The sequence below is a fragment of the Blautia sp. AF32-4BH genome (assembly GCF_003460565.1).
GTDB classification, from domain to species: domain Bacteria; phylum Bacillota; class Clostridia; order Lachnospirales; family Lachnospiraceae; genus Fusicatenibacter; species Fusicatenibacter saccharivorans.
The window spans coordinates 163,079-181,560 of record NZ_QTVL01000002.1 but is presented as its reverse complement, the minus strand read 5'-3'; the positions used below and the strand labels follow the sequence as shown (position 1 = coordinate 181,560).

Below are 18,482 nucleotides of genomic sequence, written 5' to 3'. Positions count from 1 at the left end.
TAAGGTTATGGAAAAGATTTTTAATATTATTGCAATTGTACTTAGTGTTTTGAACGTTGGCGTCAGCTTTGTGAATGTTTTAATTAGTAAAATTAAAAGGCCAGTCATTTTTGAAGCAGATAATGTTGAGATTATTAATAATTATGCAATGCTTTTTAGCGTTGATGGAAAGGCACTAGATGAAATTATGGCAAAGTGTGCAAATTATAATAATCAAGATGTTTTACTTTATTTGCAAGATGGACAAGTGGCTGTAAGAAATGAAGAAAAAAATAAAGTTGAGTTGTATCAAGTAAAGAAAACATAGTATACAGCAAAAGCGAATAGTGTATCAGAATTTCAAATTTAAATTGATATTGATATTGGAAGAAAAAAAGATGCAGGTTCTAATGAGTGGACTTATTTGAATTTTAAATATCATAATGGAATTCGAATGAAAACTTTTGTGTATAAAGAAGAAAGAGAGATCGGACGGAATGATTGAACCTAAGTTACGATTTAAAACAGATGATGGAAGCGATTTTCCAGAATGGAATGAAATTAAAATTAGTGATGCAATTACTGAATCTAAAAGACCAATTCATATGAAAGATGATGATCAGTACCAATTATTAACTGTGAAACGAAGAAATGAAGGGATTGTATCTCGTGGATTGTTTTGTGGGAAAAATATTTTAGTGAAAAATTATTACCAGGTAAAGCAGGGAGATTATATTATATCAAAACGGCAAATTGTTCATGGGGCTAATGGCATAGTTTCGGCGGAACTTGATGGGGCGATAGTCTCAAATGAATATATGGTATTGTCAAATAGTGATGTGCTGTTAATGGATTATCTTGCATTGTATTCTATGACGAAAAAAATGTATCATAAGTTTTATATTAGTTCATATGGTGTTGATATTGAGAAAATGTTTTTTAATATAGATGACTGGAAGAAGAAAACAATATATGTTCCATGCTTGGAAGAACAAAAAAAAATTGTGATGTTTTTACATACAATAGACGTGGTAATAGATAAACAAAAAGCAATAGTAGCATTGTGGGAAAAACGTAAAAAAGGTGTGATGCAGAAGCTGTTTAGTCAGGAAATAAGATTCAAAGCGAATGATGGAAGTCAATTTCCAGAGTGGGAAGAAAAGAAGATTAGTGAGTGTACGAAATTTGTTAAAGATGGTACGCATGGGACTCACAAAAATGTTAGTAATGGTCACCCTTTATTAAGTGCTAAAGATATTTTCGATAATGTTGTACATATTCCAAATGATAGCAGATTAATTTCTGATGAAGACTATAATAAAATTTTTAGTAAATATAATTTGCAAGTTGGTGATGTATTAATAACTATTGTTGGAACGTTGGGAAGAACTGCTTTGGTGACAGATGTATGTAAGCATGTTGCTTTTCAAAGAAGCGTAGGTATAATGAGACCTGATAAAAATATTATTGATAGTAGCTATCTTAAAACAGTATGTGATGTAGCATATTTTCAAAATCAATTGGAAATAAAAAAGAACAAAGGTGCTCAAGCAGGAGTGTATTTAGGTACCTTATCTGATATTGCAATCCCAGTTCCTTGCCTTGTCGAACAGAAGAAAATCGCAGATTGCCTGTCAGCGCTGGACGATGTTATTGACAATTACAAAGAAACATTGAATGCATGGAAAGAATTGAAAAAGGGATTGTTGCAGCAGATGTTTGTATAGAGGGAGAATTAAAAAAATGAATATACAGGAATTTATATCAAATTATCATAATCATCCTGTTTTGTTTGTTGGAACAGGATTGAGTTTACGTTATTTAAAAAATTCATATAGCTGGGATTCGTTGCTTCAAAAGGTGGCAATGGATTTCAATGAAAATCCAGAATACTACTTGGACATAAAATCTGAACATATGGACTCTACGGGTTATGTCTATGAGCAAATTGCAACGCAATTAGAGAATGATTTTAATCAGTATCTGAAAAAGAATCGTCATGGAAAATTCGAATATATTAATGATATCTTTTATGAAAATATGCAAAAGGGTATCAATATTAGTCGATTTAAATTGTATTTAGCTGATTTATTAAGAACTGCGGAAATTAAAGAATCTGCATTAGATGAAATTGCCGAATTAAAGAAAGCACGAAAAAATATAAGCTCGGTCATTACAACAAATTATGATACGATGATTGAGCAATTGTTTTCTTTTAATCCATTAATTGGAAATAATATTTTACTCAGTAATCCATATGGGTCAGTATACAAAATTCATGGCTGCGTTTCACAACCAGAGAAAATTATTATAACAGAGGAAGATTATGAAGAGTTTAATTGCAAATATGAACTGATCCGTGCACAGTTACTATCCTTGTTTATACATAATCCGATTATTTTTATCGGATACAATATCGGAGATAAAAACATAAAAGATATTCTTCGGACAATATTTTCGTATGTTGATTATAATTCAGATGAAGCGAAGAAAATAAGGGATAATTTCTTGCTGGTTGAGTATGAAGAAGGGTCTGACAATACGGAAGTTATAGAACACGACATAGATATTGAGGGGTTTGAAACTATACGTATAAATAAAATTAAAACGGACAATTTTACGGCAGTGTATCAGGCATTGGCTAATCTTGTGTTACCAGTTTCCGCTATGGATATTCGGAAAGTTCAGAGTGTTGTTCGAGAAATATGTGAAGGTGGTGCGATAGAAGTTTCTATTACAGAAGATTTGGACGAACTCAATAATTCGGACAAAGTACTTGTTGTTGGATCGAGAAAAACAATCACGTACGAATTTTTAACTACGTCTGAAATGATGATTAACTATTTCGAAATAATAGAAGAAGCTAATTCACAGCTATTGTCACTTTTAAATAAACAGAAAATACAATCCTCACAATATTTTCCAATTTTTGCATTTTCGGCAATATGTCCGGAAATCAGTAGAAGTGAAGAATTAAAGCAGCAGCAAAAGGATAAAATTGCAGCACTGATTAAATCACCACATTCGTCATGCACAGGCGATCATTCAACACCGCAGGAGGTTTTAGATGATCAACAAGTTCCTCAAACTTATAAGACGTTAGAGATGATTTGTTCTATTATGTCCGGAAAAATGAATTTAGAACAAGTTGAGATTTTTTTGAAAAATTATGAAGATAAACGTTCAACAGATTATCGCAAATTATTATGCGCATATGATTTAAAAAGTAATGCATAGATGAGAAAGTTATGAGGATTATTCAAATGTGAAAAAGATTTGCTACAATTCAAAGAACTAATCGTCAATATGAAAATTGGTGCATTTGTGGAGAAAGAAAATGGAAGGATTAAGATTTCGGGGATATAAGGCGTTTACACAAGAATATGTTGAGATACTAGAGTTTGAAAAAATTAATGTTTTCATTGGAAGAAATAATTCGGGAAAATCTAGTTGTTTGGATATTATAGAGGATATTATTGACGCTAATGCATTGGCTAAAAACCCGTTTTTGAAAAATGGATTAGAAATACAGTTAGTTCATCCCCTTTCTGAGGAGGAAATCAGATATGTTTTTCGGGAAAATGTATCAGGAGCAGGGATAGAGATCGATCATTATGCATTTGGGAAAAAATATATTGGTAAAAAAATGAATTTTGGAGTTGGCATAGAAAACTATAAAAATGGAGAAAACCATTTTCAATATTATTATGTTGAAAATGAAAACATTTTTGTAAGAAAATATAACAGATACTGGACTCAGTTTGGTAGGAGAATGGAGAATTCTTGGGAGAAGTACGAGTTTAGAAGATTGGATGCCGAAAGAAATATAGTACCGGAAGTGGAATCAAATGATGAAAACATAAATTTGAATGGAGAAGGAGCAAGTAATTTAATTCGAAAAATAATAAATTACAGTGAGTATGATGAAAACATAGTTCAAGAAGAATTATTAGCTGCTTTAAATGCCATTATTTATCCGGAAACAACTTATGAAAATATAAAGATACAACAGATAGATGATGGAGAAGAATTGAAATGGGAGATTTTTCTCCAAGAAAAAGGAAAACGATATGCATTATCAAAGATGGGAAGTGGATTAAAAACCATAATATTAGTTTTAGCCAATTTTCTGATTATTCCAAAATTGAAAGCGTATAAAGATAAAAAAATTATTTATGCGTTTGAAGAGCTGGAAAATAATCTGCATCCTGCGTTACAAAGAAAACTTTTCGAATATATTTACAAATATGCGCAAGACAATGATATCATGATTTTCTTGACGACACATTCTCATGTGGCAATTAATACTTTTTGCGATAAAGAGGGAACTCAGATATTCCATGTGGAAAAACAAGATGGTGTATCCAAAATGCATAAAATAGACGATTATATATCAAAAACAACGTTATTGAATGATTTAGATGTACGTGCATCGGATATATTGCAGTCTAATGGCATTGTCTGGGTAGAGGGACCTTCAGATAGAGTCTACATAAAACGATGGTTGAAGGTTTTTGGAGATGATGAAATAGAAGAGGGGAGAGATTATCAATTTTTATATTATGGAGGAAGATTATTATCACACTATACAGCAGAACAGGATTGTGAGGATTTGATAAGTATATTATTGACAAATCGAAATGCAGCTATTGTTATTGACAGTGATAAAAGAAAAAATAATTCTAAAATAAATGAAACAAAAAAGAGAGTAAAAAATGAATTTGAAAAGTATGGTGCTTTTTGTTGGATTACTAAGGGAAAAGAAATAGAAAATTATCTTGAGAAGGAGGCTATAGAAGAAGCTTTTGGCAAAAAAATTGGAAAACAATGTGAACAATATCAATTATTTCCAGAATATATAGAGCCGATTTGTTCAACGTTTAAAAAAGTGGAATTTGCCCAAAAGGTGGTGCCATATGTTATACAGGAACGAGCTTCTAAAATGTTAGATTTAGAGAAACAGGTAAAATCGCTTTACGCAGTTATAAAAAAATGGAATCAGAAATAAAAAAGAAACGAGCACCCCACTTGGCTGTTAAGAATAACACGTACGGTAGAAAACCCATTTCTTAATTTCTATAATAAAGGAAGGCTGAATTATAGTCAAGAAATTTTTGCGGTTTTGATAGAGTAACAAAAACTGTGCTATAATAACCTCATAATGAAAAGTAAAATTCCGCCTATTTTTCTACATTGTAGGCGGCAATTTTACACCTGCAAGTTAGTGAAGCCTAATAAAAGTAAGAAAGAGGTACCTGCCCATGATGGAATACACCAGCAAATACTGGAACATGTTGATTCCTTTAATTAAGAGAAGCCTGCTAAAACGTTACGGCAAGGCGAAAACCGCAGAGCTTCTCCGCAAAACCAACCAGATCTACCGCGATATGCTTCGACGCGCCGATGATATCGGAAAGGACAACCCGATGGCGTCGAATCTCTATGAAGGCCTCATCTTCCTCGCCCTGTGGGATGCATCCGACCGGAAAATCTCTGTGGATGAACTGCGTACAATCTCAGAGGAGATGATGTCCTTCCCACTTCTGAAAGCCATGGGCCTGATGATTAATGCGAATAAGAAGAGCGGCATGGCGCGGATTGCGGAGATGATGCATAAGGATGCCGCCTGGCTGGAAGCACATCCGCAGTATAAGGCGTATTCGTGGGATTTTCATTTTGATGAGACGAAGCATCAGAACGGTTTTTATTACCACTTCACCCAATGTCCCCTGAACACCTTCGCCCGAAAAGAGGGCTATCTGGAAGTGCTGCCGATTATGTGCGACATTGATTACAAGACAGCAGCCCTGATGCACGCGAAGCTCTACCGTGACCATACGCTGGCAGGCGGCGGTGAGGTCTGTGATTACTGGTTTGTGGGAGACAAGGTGGAAAATCCGAAATAAAACAAGACCGGACCGGAACCGGTGAAATGGAAGGGAGATCACCCAGAATGAGCAATGAAAAAATAAAACCAAAACTGAACGGAACTGCCGAGACGATGCTGCAGTGCTTCTACGCCCGTGCCATGCACAGCAGAAATCCGAAAAACAAGTTCCGCGACACCAAAGCAGAAGAGCTGATTGACCGCATCGACTATGATTTCAGCAATGCGAAAAAGGACACAGCAATGAGCGGCGGAATCGTAGCGCGGAGTGTTGTGTTTGATGAGCTGGTCAGCGACTTTATCCGAAAGAACCCGGATTGTACCGTCGTCAACATCGCCTGTGGTCTGGACACACGGTTTTACCGCATGGATAATGGAAAAATTACCTGGTACAATCTCGATCTGCCGGAGACGATTGAGGTGCGCGATTCGATCTATCAGGAATCCGGCCGCGTTTCCACGATTGCGTGTTCCGTGCTCGATCCGGCATGGGCCGATCAGGTAAAAGTGCGGGGCAAAATACTTTTCATCATCGAAGGTCTGACCATGTACATGAAAGCGGATGAGGTCAGAACGATGCTCGCCATCATCCGCGATCACTTCGACAATGCCTACGTCTGCATGGAAACGCTGTGCCCGTACTTTGTAAAGAAAGAAAACATCGAAAAATCCATCCAGGCGACAGGCACGACATTTACCTGGGGTGCGAACAGCTTTGCAGACCTGGGCAACATTGCCGCCGGTTTCCGAAAAGTAAAAGACGACAACATCGCCCGCGGTATGGAAACACTGAATCCCATCTACAAGCTGGTGATGTGGATGCCGATCGTCCACAAATTCGCAGAGAAAATTCTGGTGTTTGAAAAAGCGTAAGAAAAAACGAAAAAAATAAAAAGAAACAGGCAACCCGGCAGCGGAAAAGCTCAAAAAGCTTCCGTGCAGGGAACCTGTTTTTTGTTTGTGCAGGAAATTAACAAATCATTCATCCGGCCACACAAAATGTGCATTCCCCGCTTCAAGGCCGTCAATCAGAATATTCTGCCCCGTGCAGAAGCGGTTCGTCACGGTCATAAAATACGCCCAGTCCGCTGTTTCCTCGACGGTCATCCACCGTTTCAGCGGCGTCAGATCCATGATCTGATCCCAGAGTTTTTGGTCTTCTGTGACAGGCAGATTCAACTCGGTCAGTACGCCGCCGAAATCAAGGCTGTTGCACGTTCCGCCGTACGGTGCAATGCGGAGTGCCACATTTTTTGTGTAGGCGAGCACACCGCCCTTGCTTGCCGTGTATTCCGGAAACTCAGCTCCGGTATGGCCGCTGGCCGAGCCGATCATAAGGACGGCGCGGATATTGTCATGAATTCCGTACGCCTCCGTGATTGCGATGGTTCCCTTCAAATTGATATCAATATCATCCTCGTTCTGCACACCCGCGTTGTTGATGACAATATCAAAAGGCGCAAGTGCCGGATACTGTTCTCTGGCGCGGATATCAAGGCAGAAATGGGTATACGACTCCTGTCTGATCGAAGCTTCCTTTCGGTCAAATCCGGTAACGTCAAAGCCTTCTTTTAAAAATTTCTCCGCAATCGCCTTTCCGATTCCGGAGCTGGTTCCTGTAATAAGTACACGCATACGATAACCTCCCGATGAAATATTACCCTCATTATACCGCAAACACAGCATGCGATCCAGAAGAAACGAAAAAGAATGCAGGAAAAGAAAATGTTACGGGAAAAATCACTGTATAAAACAAAAGAGTCTCCCAAACTGCAACAAATAATTGACAGATTTTAGGAGAAGGAGTAGAGTTTTTGAAAGGGGGATTATCCCTGCAAAGAGTGAAAACAAAAGAGGTGCAAATATGCTGAAAGTAGACAATCTTACCTTTGAAGTAAACGAAGAGGGAAGAAAACGCTGTCTCGTCAACCACATTAGTTTTGAGGTAAAGGACGGGGAAATGCTGGTGATTACCGGACCGAACGGCGGCGGAAAATCGACGCTGGCAAAAGTACTTGCCGGCATTGAGGAAGCAAACGGCGGAGAAATCTTCCTGGATGAGGAAAATATTACCGGTTATGATATTGACCACCGCGCAAACGCCGGCATCGGCTATGCATTCCAGCAGCCGCCGCGTTTTAAAGGAATGACGGTGAAAAAAATGCTGTCGCTGGCAGCCGGAAAAGAACTGACGGAAGCCGAGAGCTGTAAACTCCTCTCCGCTGTCGGACTCTGCTCTGCCGATTACCTGAACCGCCAGATGGACGGTACGCTCTCGGGAGGAGAGATGAAGCGTTTGGAAATCGCAACGGTTCTTGCAAAACCGCATAAGGTCAGCATTTTCGATGAGCCGGAGGCTGGCATTGACCTGTGGAGCTTTTCCATGCTGATCAAACGGTTTGAAGAAATCCACAAAGAGAAGAAAGAATGTCTGATCCTCATTTCCCATCAGGAACGCATTATCCAGATGGCAGACAAGATCATGGTGATCGAGGACGGACAGGTGAAAGAATACGGTACAAAAGAAGATGTACTGCCGACTCTGTTCCAGCAGAAAACAGGCCGGATGTGCGGTCAGGAAGGAGGCACATGCTGATGGTACAGGTAGATGAGACAACCCAGGGCGTATTAAATCAGATCAGCGAAGGATTTGCGCAGAAAGGGGCGTATAATCTCCGTCAGAACGGCATTCCGCTCTGCCACGGTGACAGTGAACATATCAAAATCCGCAAAAAAGAGGATAAGCCGGGCATTGATATTTTGATCGACGGCGAGACGAAGGGCGAAAAAGTATTTATCCCGGTTGTCGTCAGCGTTTCCGGTATGACGGATCTTGTTTACAATGATTTCTACGTTGCGGACGGCGCCGATGTTACGATTGTAGCGGGCTGCGGTATTCACAACGGCGGCTGCAACGACAGCCGGCACGACGGTATCCATACGTTCCATGTAGGAAAAAATGCCAACGTGCGCTACGAGGAAAAGCATTATGGCGAGGGAAATGGAACGGGACAGCGGATTCTGAACCCGGTGACAAATATTGAAATCGGAGAAAATTCCGTTTTTACGCTGGATACCGTACAGATTAAGGGCGTTGACTCAACAATTCGTACGACGAATGTTGTGATGGATGCAAACTCCAAACTGTTCGTGCTCGAACGTCTGATGACAGACGGTGACCAGAAGGCAGAGTCGGATATTGAAGTATGTATGAACGGAAGCGGTTCTTCCGCACAGATTATTTCACGTTCTGTCGGAAAGGGCAATTCCTCCCAGGTCTTCCATCCGAAGGCAGTCGGCAAAAACAAATGCCACGCCCATATCCAGTGCGATTCTATCATCATGGATCACGCCCAGGTCGGATCTATTCCGGAGATCCAGGCAAAGCATGTGGATGCGGCAATCATCCACGAGGCGGCGATCGGACGGATCAATGACGAGCAGCTGTTGAAACTCAGAACGCTCGGCATGACGGAAGCGGAGGCGGAAAACGTCATTATTGAAAACTTCCTGAGCTGAAGAAAAAAAGGAAACAAGAGAACAAAAAAGAGGCATTTCCAGTCTGCATAGATGGAGATTCCTCTTTTTGTGCATTTTTCACAAAAGCAGGTAGTAAATTTTACTAAAATAAAAAGTAAAATATTTTGACTTTTAACATATGATAAATTTGTACTGTTGAAAAAAGGAAAGATACAAGATAGAGAAATGGGGAAAGCGAAAATGGATATTGTGATCAATCATTCCGAAAATATTTTCCTGCTGCAGACCAGATCCAACAGCTATGCGTTCGGCATTGACGATCAGGGACTGGTAAGACATACAGAGTTTCTTCCGTGATATGAAAAAATACGAAGAGGCGATGGAGGTTCCGGTGAAGAACGAGGAGGCGATCGTGTACGATTACGATTCCCTGGCATCGTTCCGTATCCAGCGCCAGAGCATTCTGCTCGATCCGGCGGAACCGTAATCGTGACGTACCGCCACGCCGTGAAAGATGCGGACAACAACGTTCCGTTCGGCGAGACACTGCCGGTGCACTACAATGCGCTTGCGGGGCTGACCGTAGAAGAGACGGAGAGCCTGCAGGACTATGATGCATTCCCGGTTGTGGGAAGCGGCGTGTTCGAGGGCGTGGAAGGCACAGGCGGAATTTTCTGTGATATAGGGCCTTGTGGAGCTCGAGCTCATCCCGGGAACGCGGAACAAAAAGAGGATTCTGCTGACGGATGCCGGACGGGAACTGGAGAAAAATACGACGGACCGGCTGCGCGGGGCGGAGATCCGTGCATATGGAAAACTCTCGGCAGAAGAGCTGAACAGCTATCTTGAGATGACAAGAAATCTGACGGCAGCGCTGCGCGAGGAGACGGAAAAACTTTAAAGAGAGAGCAGAAATGAATCAGAAAAAAGACAAAATTCAGTTATCCGATCATTTTACATATGGGGCGGTCTATTTCCCGACAGCCCCTTTTCTTTTTGTCCGGAAAAAAACTTGTAAATAAGACGCGAGTGTGCAAAAATAGACATGAAACAGATGCGGAGGCATCCTGAAAAAAAGAGGAGAACAACATGGAAAAACAGAAAAAAATAGCGCTGATTAACGATCTGACAGGCTTTGGACGGTGCTCGACGGCTGTGATGGCGCCGATCGTGTCGGCGCTGAAGATTCAGGCGGTGGCAGTTCCGACCGCAATTCTCTCAGCACACACGCAGTTTCCGACGTATTACTTTGATGATTATACTGACCGGATGAAGGATTACATTCAGACCTATAAGGATCTGAAGCTCGATTTCGATGCGATCTCGACCGGCTTCTTAGGATCGGAACAGCAGGTGGATATCGTGCTTGATTTTATCCGCCATTTTAAGACGGACCGCAACTTTGTCATCGTCGATCCGGTCATGGGAGACTATGGGAAGCTGTATCGGACGTACACGAAAGAGATGTGCGAAAAGATGAAAGAACTGGTTCACTACGCGGATATCATCACGCCGAACCTGACGGAGCTCTGCACACTGCTCGATGCGCCGTATCCTGAGAACGGGGCTTCGATTGAGGAGCTGAAAGAGATGTGCGGAAAACTGGCGGAGCGGGGACCGAAACATATTGTTGTGACGGGCATCCACTTTAACCAGACGCAGATTGCCAACTTTATCTATAACAAAGGCGAAGACTTCCAGATTGTCATGGTAGACCGCATCGGCGGCGACCGGAGCGGTACGGGAGATGTCATTGCGGCAATTATCGCAGGCATGTATCTGAACGGCCACAGCCTGTACGAGTCGGTGAAAAAGGCGGCGGATTACGTATCGAAATGCATCCGCTACTGCGAAGAAAACGAAGTGCCGAGCTACTGGGGACTCTGCTTTGAAATGTTTATGAAGGACTTAACGGAGGAAGCGTAATGTATTTATATACTGTAACCGGAGCCGTCGGCGAGGAAGGGTATCTCGACCTTGCAAAGAGCGGCGATCTTACCGGAAAAAATGTCTATGTCAACATGACAAACAAATGCCCGTGCAGCTGTGTGTTCTGTCTGCGCCAGACGAAACAGCAGCAGGAGGGAAATACACTGTGGTTAAAAGAGGGCGAGCCATCCGTTGAGACGATGCTGGAGCTGTTCGCACAGTACGATCTGAACGTGATCAATGAACTGGTCTTCTGCGGCTTCGGAGAACCGCTTGAGCGGCTTGAGGATGTCTGTCGGGTGATCGATTCCTTAAAAGAAACGTATCCGAACCTGAAAGTGCGTCTGAATACGATCGGTCTTGCCAACCTGATCTATGGAAGAGATGTCACCCCGGAATTAAAGGGAAGATTTGATACCGTCTCGATTTCCTTAAACGCGCCGGATGAAAAGGAATTTCTGGAGCTCACGCGGTCGAAATTCGGCATCCAGTCGTACGAGGCGATCAAGGAGTTTGCGGTTCTTTCCAAACAGTATGTGCCGAATGTTGTGATGACGGTTGTCGAGAAAGTCATGCCAGAGGAGAAAATTCAGAAGTGTCAGGAGATCTGTGATACCTTAGGAGTTACTTTACGTGTCCGCCCGTTTGAAAATTGAGAGGCCCGCAATCTTTCGCTTGTGTTTGAACGACATAACGCCTATAATGGGAAGGAAAAACAAAAGAGAGGGAGAGACGTATGAACGAGTCTAATGGAGTCATCCGCGATGCGAGAAAGCTCGGTATTCCTAAAATGCTGATTCTCGGATTGCAGCACATGTTTGCCATGTTCGGTGCAACCATTCTGGTGCCGATTCTGGTAAACAGCTACTTTGTAGACGCATGCGGCGAGGGACCGTCCCGCGGTCTTACCGTATCCGTCACACTGTTCTGCGCCGGCTTTGGAACCCTGCTGTTTCATCTGTGCGCGAAATTTAAAGTACCGGCATTTCTTGGTTCTTCGTTTGCATTCTTAAGCGGTTTCGCCGCTGTTGCAAACCTGAATACCGGAAAATATGCCAGCATGAGTGTCAACGACAAGGCAGCCTATGCCTGCGGAGGTATTGTGGTAGCAGGTCTTCTGTACCTGATTTTTGCCTTGATCATCCGCATGGTCGGTGTCAAACGCGTGATGCGCTACCTGCCGCCGGTTGTCACAGGTCCGGTTATCATCTGCATTGGCCTCAGCCTTGCTGGTTCCGCCATTAATAATGCTTCGACGAACTGGTTCCTGGCACTGGTTGCGCTGGCAGTCATCATCATTTTCAACATCTGGGGAAAAGGAATGCTCAAAATCATTCCGATTCTGATGGGCGTTGTGATTGCCTACGCTGTGGCAGTTGTCCTGAATGCACTCGGCATCAAAAATCCGGACGGATCCGTGATCATCAACTTTGCGCCGGTTGCACAGGCAGGCATCGTCGGACTTCCGCCGCTGCAGCTCTGCAAATTCGATCTGACCAGCATTATGATCATGGCACCGATCGCGATCGCGACCATGATGGAGCATGTCGGTGATATGTCGGCGATCTCTGCAACCGTAGGAGAGAACTTCCTTTCTGATCCGGGTCTGCATAGAACCCTGCTCGGTGATGGTCTTGCAACCGCAATGGCAGGTTTCATCGGCGGACCGGCCAACACGACGTACGGCGAGAACACCGGCGTTCTGGAATTGAGCCGCGTACATGACCCGAGAGTCATCCGTATTGCCGCAGTCTTTGCGATTATCGTCAGCTTCATTCCGAAGGTATCGGCACTCATCAGCACCATGCCGTCCTCCATCATCGGAGGCGTCAGCTTCATGCTGTACGGTATGATTTCTGCCATCGGTGTGCGCAACGTGGTTGAGAACAAGGTAGACCTGACGAAATCAAGAAACCTGATTATTGCGGGCGTCATCTTTGTCTGCGGACTGGGCTTCAGCAACGGTCTCTCCTTTACGATCGGCGGAACGACCGTCACCCTGACTGCACTTGCCATTGCAGCCATCGCAGGAATCCTGCTGAACATGATTCTGCCGGGCAACGATTACGAATTCGGCGTAAACGAGACCGGAGACGAGAACAGAGGAATCCACGCATAAAGAAAAATGCAAAAGAAAATCCGTTTTTTCTGCATCTGTATTCTGCACAAAGGAATGTGCAGAAACAGAGGGGAAAAAGCGGATTTTCTTTGCATTTCGGTACGGGCAAGTGTATATTGGAGGGTAAGAAGATATAAGGTTGGTAAAAAAAATGACACACGAAAGATCGAAAAAGGGGATGATGGGACAGGTCGTCGGATCCTTATATTACCTGGATCCAACGGTGATTCCGCGGCTGAAAAGTCTGCGAAGCGGTGACGATCCGGTGTTTTCGTTTGGTGTTTTATTTTACGCGCTCAAATGCAATCCGCGGAGAGTGGTTCAGTACGTAGATAATGCCGCGCCGTTCAAATCCGTTTTTCTGGATCAGATGCTGCATGATTTGATTGTCCGTATGCGTATCGACGCGCAGGTGCGGGATCTGTGTCCAGCAGTAATCGACGATCTGGGAGAAAAATCCGTGGATTGTTCCGTCTGAGGCAACCTGGTGGATCGTGCCATACGGCGCATCGGAGAGCCAGGAGCCGTCGTCGATCTGCAGATACGTCGGATCCTCACCGATGATGAAGGCAAACGCGCCGTGCAGCGTGCCGTTTTCTTCCAGGACAAAAAGCTGTTTGTCACGGATTCTGTTGTGAATCAGCTCCTCCGGCGGAAAATGGTTTCCCCACTGATTCGGATTTCCGGTTTCCTGCATAAAAGAGCGGGCGTACGCATAGATTGACATGATCGAAGTAAAATCCTCCGGGACGGCAAGTCGTATCATGATAAAAATTCTCCTTTTAGTTCAAAATAAGCAGTTTTATTGTAGCACAGCGGACGATAAAGCACAAGAAAGAGAAAACAGGATTTGACTTTTTGAAAAATCCCATGTACAATGCAGTTAGTTACAACTAACTAAAGCAACCAAAACCACAACAAAATGATTTCTGCCGGTCCTGGATGGGCCGGTTCCGTATCAAATTGTCAGAAAGGAAAGAATATGAAACAAAATCGAAAACGAAAAGAGACGGCGGGCATGAATTTTCTCCGCTATCTCGGTCCGGGACTTTTTGTCACGGTCGGTTTTATCGACCCGGGAAACTGGGCATCCAACATTGCCGCCGGATCGGGTTACGGCTACGAGCTTCTGTGGATGGTTACCCTGTCCACGATCATGCTGATTTTTCTGCAGCACAATGCGGCGCATCTCGGCATTGCCACGGGAAAGTGCCTCTCGGAGGCGGCGAGCCTCTATCTGCCTGCGTGGCTGAAAAACACGATTCTTGCGACGGCGATGATGGCAGCGGTGGCGACCGCAATGGCGGAGATCCTCGGCGGTGCGATTGCGCTCCAGATGCTGTTCGGCATTCCGATCAAGCTCGGCAGCATGATGATTCTCGTGCTGGTTCTGATCTGTGAGTTTACAAGTGCTTACAAACGGATTGAAAAACTGATCATTGTGTTTGTCTCGCTGATCGGCTTTTCGTTCCTCTTTGAGGTCTGGATCGCCGATATCGACTGGGCGCAGGCGGCTGTCGGCTGGGTAAAACCGTCGTTTCCAGAGCACTCAATTCCGGTCATCTTAAGCGTCCTCGGTGCGGTCGTCATGCCGCACAACCTGTTTCTCCACTCGGAAATTATTCAGAGCCGCCAGTGGAATCTTGAGGATGATGAGGTGATTGCGCGCCAGTTAAAGTATGAGTTCAAAGACACCCTGTTTTCCATGATCATCGGATGGGCCATCAACAGTGCAATGATCCTGATGGCGGCCGCAACGTTTTTCCAGCCGCAGAATGCAAAGCAGGTGGATGATCTCGCAACGGCGGGAAAGATGCTGACACCGCTCCTTGGAAATGCCGCATCGGTGATTTTTGCAGCAGCGCTTCTGCTCGCCGGAATTTCATCGAGCATCACCGCGGGAATGGCGGGCGGAACGATTTTTTCGGGGATTTTTAACAAGCCGTATGAGATCAAGAGTAAGGAGACACGCTGGGGAATCCTTCTTACCATGATCCCGGCCGCAGCGGTCATTCTTCTGATTGATTCCCCGTTCCAGGGCCTTCTCTATTCACAGATGTTCCTTGGAATGCAGCTCCCGATTACGGTATTTACGCAGATTTATCTGACGTCCTCGAAAAAAGTCATGGGAAAATACGCGAACAGTCTGCGGCTGAAAATTGCCCTGTTTGCGATTGCGGTGATTGTGACACTGCTGAATATCGCGCTGCTGTTTGTGCAGTAAAAAGAATGAGAAATAAAAAAAGGAAGTCCGCTGCGCTGATCCCTGAAAAAGAGACCGGCGCAGCGGACTTCTTCTATTATAATATGCTCTCCATGCAGGCATCGACAAAGTCCTGCAGAAGCGGAGAGAGTTTCCGCCCCTTTTTCCAGATCACGGCGATCTGCGTTTCCAGGTCGCTTTCTGCGAGCGGCTGGATGCGGAGTCCCTGGCAGAGAGAGCTCATGGACTGCGGGAAAATGGCAGTGGCAAGGCCTTCCTTTGCCCAGAGCATCGCGCCGCGGGGATCGTCGCAGACGCAGAAAAGATCGGGCTCCATGCCGCGCGAGTGGAACGCATCCATGATGAGCGCCTCATACCGGCGGTAGATGATGAGCGGAATATTCAAAAGATCCGAGAGCTTTAGCGATCCGTTCTTCTCGGGAAGCATATCTTTTGAAGAAACGGCAATCATAGGTTCAGAGCTTAAAATTTTATAGTCGACATCGTCGAGCCGCAGCGGCGTGCGGGCGATGGAAATGTCGATGATGCCGTCCATCAGATAGCGGTACAGCGTGTAGGTGATGCCGTCGTGCACCTCGAAGTTGACATCGGGATTGCGGCGGGAAAAAAGCGAGACGCACGGCATGATCGTCGCAACGGTGGTCGGTGTGATGCCGAGGCGCAGAACCCGCTTTTTGCCGACCTTTGCGACCTCAAGCTCCGTCGATTTCACGTACTCGAGCAGGTTGGCGGAGCGGTCGTACAGCAGTTTTCCGGCTTCGGTCAGGCGGACGCCCTGGCGGGTGCGTTCAAATAAAGTGACATTCAGTTCGGCTTCCAGCTGCTTTAACTGATAACTGAGCGGCGGCTGGGACATATTGAGGCGGCGGGCGGCCTCGTGAATGCTTTCGGTTTCGGCGATGACGCGGAAATATTCAAGCTGGCGCAGTTCCATAAGAGACTTCCTTTCGTGAAATTATCTATGATATTAAAATTGTATCACTAAGCTATAAAAACAATACTATTCGTATTAATCATATGAGATTATACTGTCAATGTCAAGAAACAAAGAAATGGAGAGTGAAAAAGAAGATGAAAAGTCTTGGAGTCTACTTGAAGCACTACAAAAAAGAGAGCATCATCGCTCCTTTGTTCAAGCTTCTGGAAGTTGTCTTCGACCTTCTGGTGCCGATGGTTGTTGCCCAGATCATCGATGTGGGTATCGCAGGCAATAACCGTCCGTACATCGTCAGCCGTTTTGGAATCCTCGTTCTGATGGCGGCAGTCGGACTTTGCTGCAGCTTCACCGCGCAGTATTTCGCGGCAAAAGCGAGCGTCGGCTGTGCAACCGAGCTTCGCCAGGCGGTCTTTGACCACATCCAGGCTCTGTCCTTTACGGAGCTGGATACCATTGGAACCGATACGCTGATCACCCGTCTGATCAACGATATCAACCAGGTGCAGAACGGAATCAACATGGGTCTGCGTCTGCTGCTGCGGAGTCCGTTTATCGTATTCGGTTCCGTTGTGATGGCATTTACCGTCAACGTAAAATGTGCCATCGTATTCCTGGTTACTATTCCGATCCTGTTCGTTGCTGTATTCGGCATTATGCTGGTCAGCATCCCGCTGTTCAAAAAGGTACAGGCGGCACTCGACCGCGTCACCGGAATGACAAGAGAAAATCTGAACGGTGTCCGTGTCATCCGTGCGTTCTGCCGTGAGGAGCAGTCTGTTGCCGATTTCGAAAAGAGCAACGATGAGCTGACTTGTCTGAACGAGTTTGTCGGAAAAATTTCCGCACTGTTAAATCCGCTGACCTATGTCCTCATCAACATCGCAGCCGTTGTCCTGATCTGGCAGGCAGGCCTTCAGGTTAACATCGGCAGTATGCAGCAGGGACAGGTTGTCGCACTTTACAACTACATGCTGCAGATCATCGTGGAACTGATCAAACTGGCATCGCTCATCATCACCTTAAACAAATCCGTTGCCTGTGCAGAGCGTGTCTCCGGCGTACTGGCGGTTCCGACAACCATGAACTACCCGGCAAAAGGCGGCGCTGCAAAGAAAGTAACTGGCGATGCAGCTGTTACATTTAAAAATGTCAGCTTCACCTATGCAGGAGCCGGCGCAGAGAGCTTATCGGATATCAGCTTTACCGCAAAACGCGGACAGACCATCGGAATCATCGGCGGTACCGGAAGCGGAAAATCGACGCTGGTCAGCCTGATTTCCCGTTTCTACGATGCGACCAGCGGTGACGTCATGGTAGACGGCGAGAATGTAAAGAATTACACGAAAGAAGAGCTCTGCAATAAAGTCGGTGTTGTTCAGCAGAGAGCAGTGCTCTTTAAAGGCAGCATCCGCGACAATATGAAGTGGGGCAAAGAGGACGCCACCGATGCAGAAATCTGGGAGGCGCTCACCACAGCCCAGGCGAAAGAAGTCGTAGAAGGCAAACAGGATCAGCTCGATTTTATGCTGGAGCAGAATGGAAAGAACCTCTCCGGCGGACAGAAACAGCGTCTTTCTATTGCGCGTGCGCTGGTAAAAAAACCGGAAATCCTGATTCTGGACGACAGCTCGAGTGCGCTTGACTTTGCAACGGATGCAAAACTCCGCAAAGCCGTCCACAATCTCGAAGGAAACACGACAACCTTCCTCGTATCCCAGCGAATCGCCGGCATCCGTCAGGCAGACCAGATCCTCGTTCTTGGAAATGGTACGCTCGAAGGAAACGGCACACACGACGAGCTGATGAAAACCTGCGAGGTTTACCGCGAGATTTACTTCTCCCAGTTCCCGGAAGAGCGTGCAGCTTATAACAACGAAAGCGGGGTGATCGCATGAAAAAGACAGAAAACAAGTCCGGAAAAAGCGGC

Annotated in this window: 19 protein-coding genes; 16 read left to right on the top strand and 3 right to left on the bottom strand. The window is 44.8% G+C overall.

The genetic code is table 11. The features are described 5' to 3' along the window. Nucleotides 1-7 precede the first annotated feature (7 nt). The 6 genes from DWZ44_RS03610 (at nucleotide 8) to DWZ44_RS03585 (ending at nucleotide 6,739) form a co-directional block, all read left to right on the top strand. Entirely contained in the window at nucleotides 8-307 is a 300-nt protein-coding gene (locus tag DWZ44_RS03610) for a hypothetical protein (protein ID WP_117804230.1), read from the top strand. 169 nt (nucleotides 308-476) lie between these two features. Continuing rightward, nucleotides 477-1,706 carry a restriction endonuclease subunit S gene (locus DWZ44_RS03605; protein ID WP_117804229.1) on the top strand — a complete coding sequence of 410 codons (1,230 nt, stop codon included), beginning with the start codon at nucleotides 477-479 and terminating at the stop codon, nucleotides 1,704-1,706. 16 nt (nucleotides 1,707-1,722) lie between these two features. Next, nucleotides 1,723-3,216, top strand: coding sequence for an SIR2 family protein (locus tag DWZ44_RS03600; protein WP_117804228.1), 1,494 nt, complete (start codon nucleotides 1,723-1,725; stop codon nucleotides 3,214-3,216). Nucleotides 3,217-3,316: 100 nt separating this feature from the next. Continuing rightward, complete coding sequence (locus DWZ44_RS03595; protein WP_117804227.1) at nucleotides 3,317-4,987, top strand: ATP-dependent nuclease; 1,671 nt, start codon at nucleotides 3,317-3,319, stop codon at nucleotides 4,985-4,987. 253 nt (nucleotides 4,988-5,240) lie between these two features. Beyond that, on the top strand, nucleotides 5,241-5,885 hold the full coding sequence (locus DWZ44_RS03590) for an L-2-amino-thiazoline-4-carboxylic acid hydrolase (RefSeq protein WP_117804226.1): 645 nt from the start codon (nucleotides 5,241-5,243) through the stop codon (nucleotides 5,883-5,885). Nucleotides 5,886-5,932: 47 nt separating this feature from the next. Then, nucleotides 5,933-6,739 carry a class I SAM-dependent methyltransferase gene (locus tag DWZ44_RS03585; RefSeq protein ID WP_117804225.1) on the top strand — a complete coding sequence of 269 codons (807 nt, stop codon included), beginning with the start codon at nucleotides 5,933-5,935 and terminating at the stop codon, nucleotides 6,737-6,739. A 105-nt stretch (nucleotides 6,740-6,844) separates the two neighbouring features. Here the strand turns inward: DWZ44_RS03585 and DWZ44_RS03580 are convergent, their stop codons facing one another. Further along, a complete protein-coding gene (locus DWZ44_RS03580; protein WP_117804224.1) occupies nucleotides 6,845-7,501 on the bottom strand; it encodes an SDR family NAD(P)-dependent oxidoreductase in 657 nt (218 codons plus the stop codon). Nucleotides 7,502-7,730: 229 nt separating this feature from the next. Between DWZ44_RS03580 and DWZ44_RS03575 the strand changes: the two genes are divergently transcribed. The 8 genes from DWZ44_RS03575 to DWZ44_RS03550 all read left to right on the top strand — a co-directional run bounded on the left by DWZ44_RS03575 (nucleotide 7,731) and on the right by DWZ44_RS03550 (nucleotide 13,394). Then, nucleotides 7,731-8,462, top strand: coding sequence for an ABC transporter ATP-binding protein (locus tag DWZ44_RS03575; RefSeq protein ID WP_117804223.1), 732 nt, complete (start codon nucleotides 7,731-7,733; stop codon nucleotides 8,460-8,462). After that, the gene (locus tag DWZ44_RS03570) at nucleotides 8,462-9,385 is read left to right on the top strand and encodes a SufB/SufD family protein (protein ID WP_117760600.1); all 924 of its coding nucleotides are present in this window, start codon (nucleotides 8,462-8,464) and stop codon (nucleotides 9,383-9,385) included. The genes DWZ44_RS03575 and DWZ44_RS03570 overlap by 1 nt, the downstream gene beginning before the upstream one ends. Before the next feature lie 186 nt (nucleotides 9,386-9,571). Next, nucleotides 9,572-9,703, top strand: a complete 132-nt coding sequence (locus DWZ44_RS18975) for a hypothetical protein (RefSeq protein WP_256372544.1) — start codon at nucleotides 9,572-9,574, stop codon at nucleotides 9,701-9,703. Nucleotide 9,704: 1 nt separating this feature from the next. Next, entirely contained in the window at nucleotides 9,705-9,833 is a 129-nt protein-coding gene (locus tag DWZ44_RS18970; RefSeq protein WP_256372543.1) for a hypothetical protein, read from the top strand. Between the two features lie 2 nt (nucleotides 9,834-9,835). Beyond that, nucleotides 9,836-10,195 carry a hypothetical protein gene (locus DWZ44_RS03565; protein ID WP_158565821.1) on the top strand — a complete coding sequence of 120 codons (360 nt, stop codon included), beginning with the start codon at nucleotides 9,836-9,838 and terminating at the stop codon, nucleotides 10,193-10,195. 240 nt (nucleotides 10,196-10,435) lie between these two features. Then, a complete protein-coding gene (locus tag DWZ44_RS03560) occupies nucleotides 10,436-11,272 on the top strand; it encodes a pyridoxamine kinase (RefSeq protein WP_117804222.1) in 837 nt (278 codons plus the stop codon). Continuing rightward, nucleotides 11,272-11,931 (top strand): TatD family nuclease-associated radical SAM protein, encoded by a 660-nt coding sequence (locus DWZ44_RS03555; protein ID WP_022462642.1) that lies wholly within the window; start codon nucleotides 11,272-11,274, stop codon nucleotides 11,929-11,931. Before DWZ44_RS03560 ends, DWZ44_RS03555 begins: the two co-directional genes overlap by 1 nt. A gap of 80 nt (nucleotides 11,932-12,011) precedes the next feature. Continuing rightward, nucleotides 12,012-13,394 (top strand): uracil-xanthine permease family protein, encoded by a 1,383-nt coding sequence (locus tag DWZ44_RS03550; RefSeq protein WP_117804221.1) that lies wholly within the window; start codon nucleotides 12,012-12,014, stop codon nucleotides 13,392-13,394. Between the two features lie 283 nt (nucleotides 13,395-13,677). On the opposite strand, the gene DWZ44_RS03540 is transcribed toward DWZ44_RS03550, so the two are convergent. Continuing rightward, nucleotides 13,678-14,160 (bottom strand): N-acetyltransferase, encoded by a 483-nt coding sequence (locus DWZ44_RS03540; RefSeq protein ID WP_117804219.1) that lies wholly within the window; start codon nucleotides 14,158-14,160, stop codon nucleotides 13,678-13,680. Between the two features lie 216 nt (nucleotides 14,161-14,376). Between DWZ44_RS03540 and DWZ44_RS03535 the strand changes: the two genes are divergently transcribed. Then, on the top strand, nucleotides 14,377-15,618 hold the full coding sequence (locus DWZ44_RS03535; RefSeq protein WP_117804218.1) for an Nramp family divalent metal transporter: 1,242 nt from the start codon (nucleotides 14,377-14,379) through the stop codon (nucleotides 15,616-15,618). Nucleotides 15,619-15,694: 76 nt separating this feature from the next. Here DWZ44_RS03535 and DWZ44_RS03530 read toward each other — a convergent pair whose 3' ends face one another. Then, on the bottom strand, nucleotides 15,695-16,552 hold the full coding sequence (locus DWZ44_RS03530; RefSeq protein WP_055219702.1) for a LysR family transcriptional regulator: 858 nt from the start codon (nucleotides 16,550-16,552) through the stop codon (nucleotides 15,695-15,697). Between the two features lie 137 nt (nucleotides 16,553-16,689). On the opposite strand from DWZ44_RS03530, the gene DWZ44_RS03525 reads away from it, so the two are divergent. Continuing rightward, a complete protein-coding gene (locus DWZ44_RS03525; RefSeq protein ID WP_055219704.1) occupies nucleotides 16,690-18,450 on the top strand; it encodes an ABC transporter ATP-binding protein in 1,761 nt (586 codons plus the stop codon). The last annotated feature ends 32 nt before the right edge of the window (nucleotides 18,451-18,482 follow it).

Coding starts and splice junctions, on each gene's coding strand:
- DWZ44_RS18970 (WP_256372543.1), top strand. CDS start 9,705: ATGAAAAAATACGAAGAGGCGATGGAGGTTCCGGTGAAGAACGAGGAG.
- DWZ44_RS03590 (WP_117804226.1), top strand. CDS start 5,241: ATGATGGAATACACCAGCAAATACTGGAACATGTTGATTCCTTTAATT.
- DWZ44_RS03600 (WP_117804228.1), top strand. CDS start 1,723: ATGAATATACAGGAATTTATATCAAATTATCATAATCATCCTGTTTTG.
- DWZ44_RS03595 (WP_117804227.1), top strand. CDS start 3,317: ATGGAAGGATTAAGATTTCGGGGATATAAGGCGTTTACACAAGAATAT.
- DWZ44_RS03525 (WP_055219704.1), top strand. CDS start 16,690: ATGAAAAGTCTTGGAGTCTACTTGAAGCACTACAAAAAAGAGAGCATC.
- DWZ44_RS03550 (WP_117804221.1), top strand. CDS start 12,012: ATGAACGAGTCTAATGGAGTCATCCGCGATGCGAGAAAGCTCGGTATT.
- DWZ44_RS03610 (WP_117804230.1), top strand. CDS start 8: ATGGAAAAGATTTTTAATATTATTGCAATTGTACTTAGTGTTTTGAAC.
- DWZ44_RS03535 (WP_117804218.1), top strand. CDS start 14,377: ATGAAACAAAATCGAAAACGAAAAGAGACGGCGGGCATGAATTTTCTC.
- DWZ44_RS03585 (WP_117804225.1), top strand. CDS start 5,933: ATGAGCAATGAAAAAATAAAACCAAAACTGAACGGAACTGCCGAGACG.
- DWZ44_RS18975 (WP_256372544.1), top strand. CDS start 9,572: ATGGGGAAAGCGAAAATGGATATTGTGATCAATCATTCCGAAAATATT.
- DWZ44_RS03540 (WP_117804219.1), bottom strand. CDS start 14,160: ATGATACGACTTGCCGTCCCGGAGGATTTTACTTCGATCATGTCAATC.
- DWZ44_RS03575 (WP_117804223.1), top strand. CDS start 7,731: ATGCTGAAAGTAGACAATCTTACCTTTGAAGTAAACGAAGAGGGAAGA.
- DWZ44_RS03555 (WP_022462642.1), top strand. CDS start 11,272: ATGTATTTATATACTGTAACCGGAGCCGTCGGCGAGGAAGGGTATCTC.
- DWZ44_RS03605 (WP_117804229.1), top strand. CDS start 477: ATGATTGAACCTAAGTTACGATTTAAAACAGATGATGGAAGCGATTTT.
- DWZ44_RS03530 (WP_055219702.1), bottom strand. CDS start 16,552: ATGGAACTGCGCCAGCTTGAATATTTCCGCGTCATCGCCGAAACCGAA.
- DWZ44_RS03560 (WP_117804222.1), top strand. CDS start 10,436: ATGGAAAAACAGAAAAAAATAGCGCTGATTAACGATCTGACAGGCTTT.
- DWZ44_RS03570 (WP_117760600.1), top strand. CDS start 8,462: ATGGTACAGGTAGATGAGACAACCCAGGGCGTATTAAATCAGATCAGC.
- DWZ44_RS03580 (WP_117804224.1), bottom strand. CDS start 7,501: ATGCGTGTACTTATTACAGGAACCAGCTCCGGAATCGGAAAGGCGATT.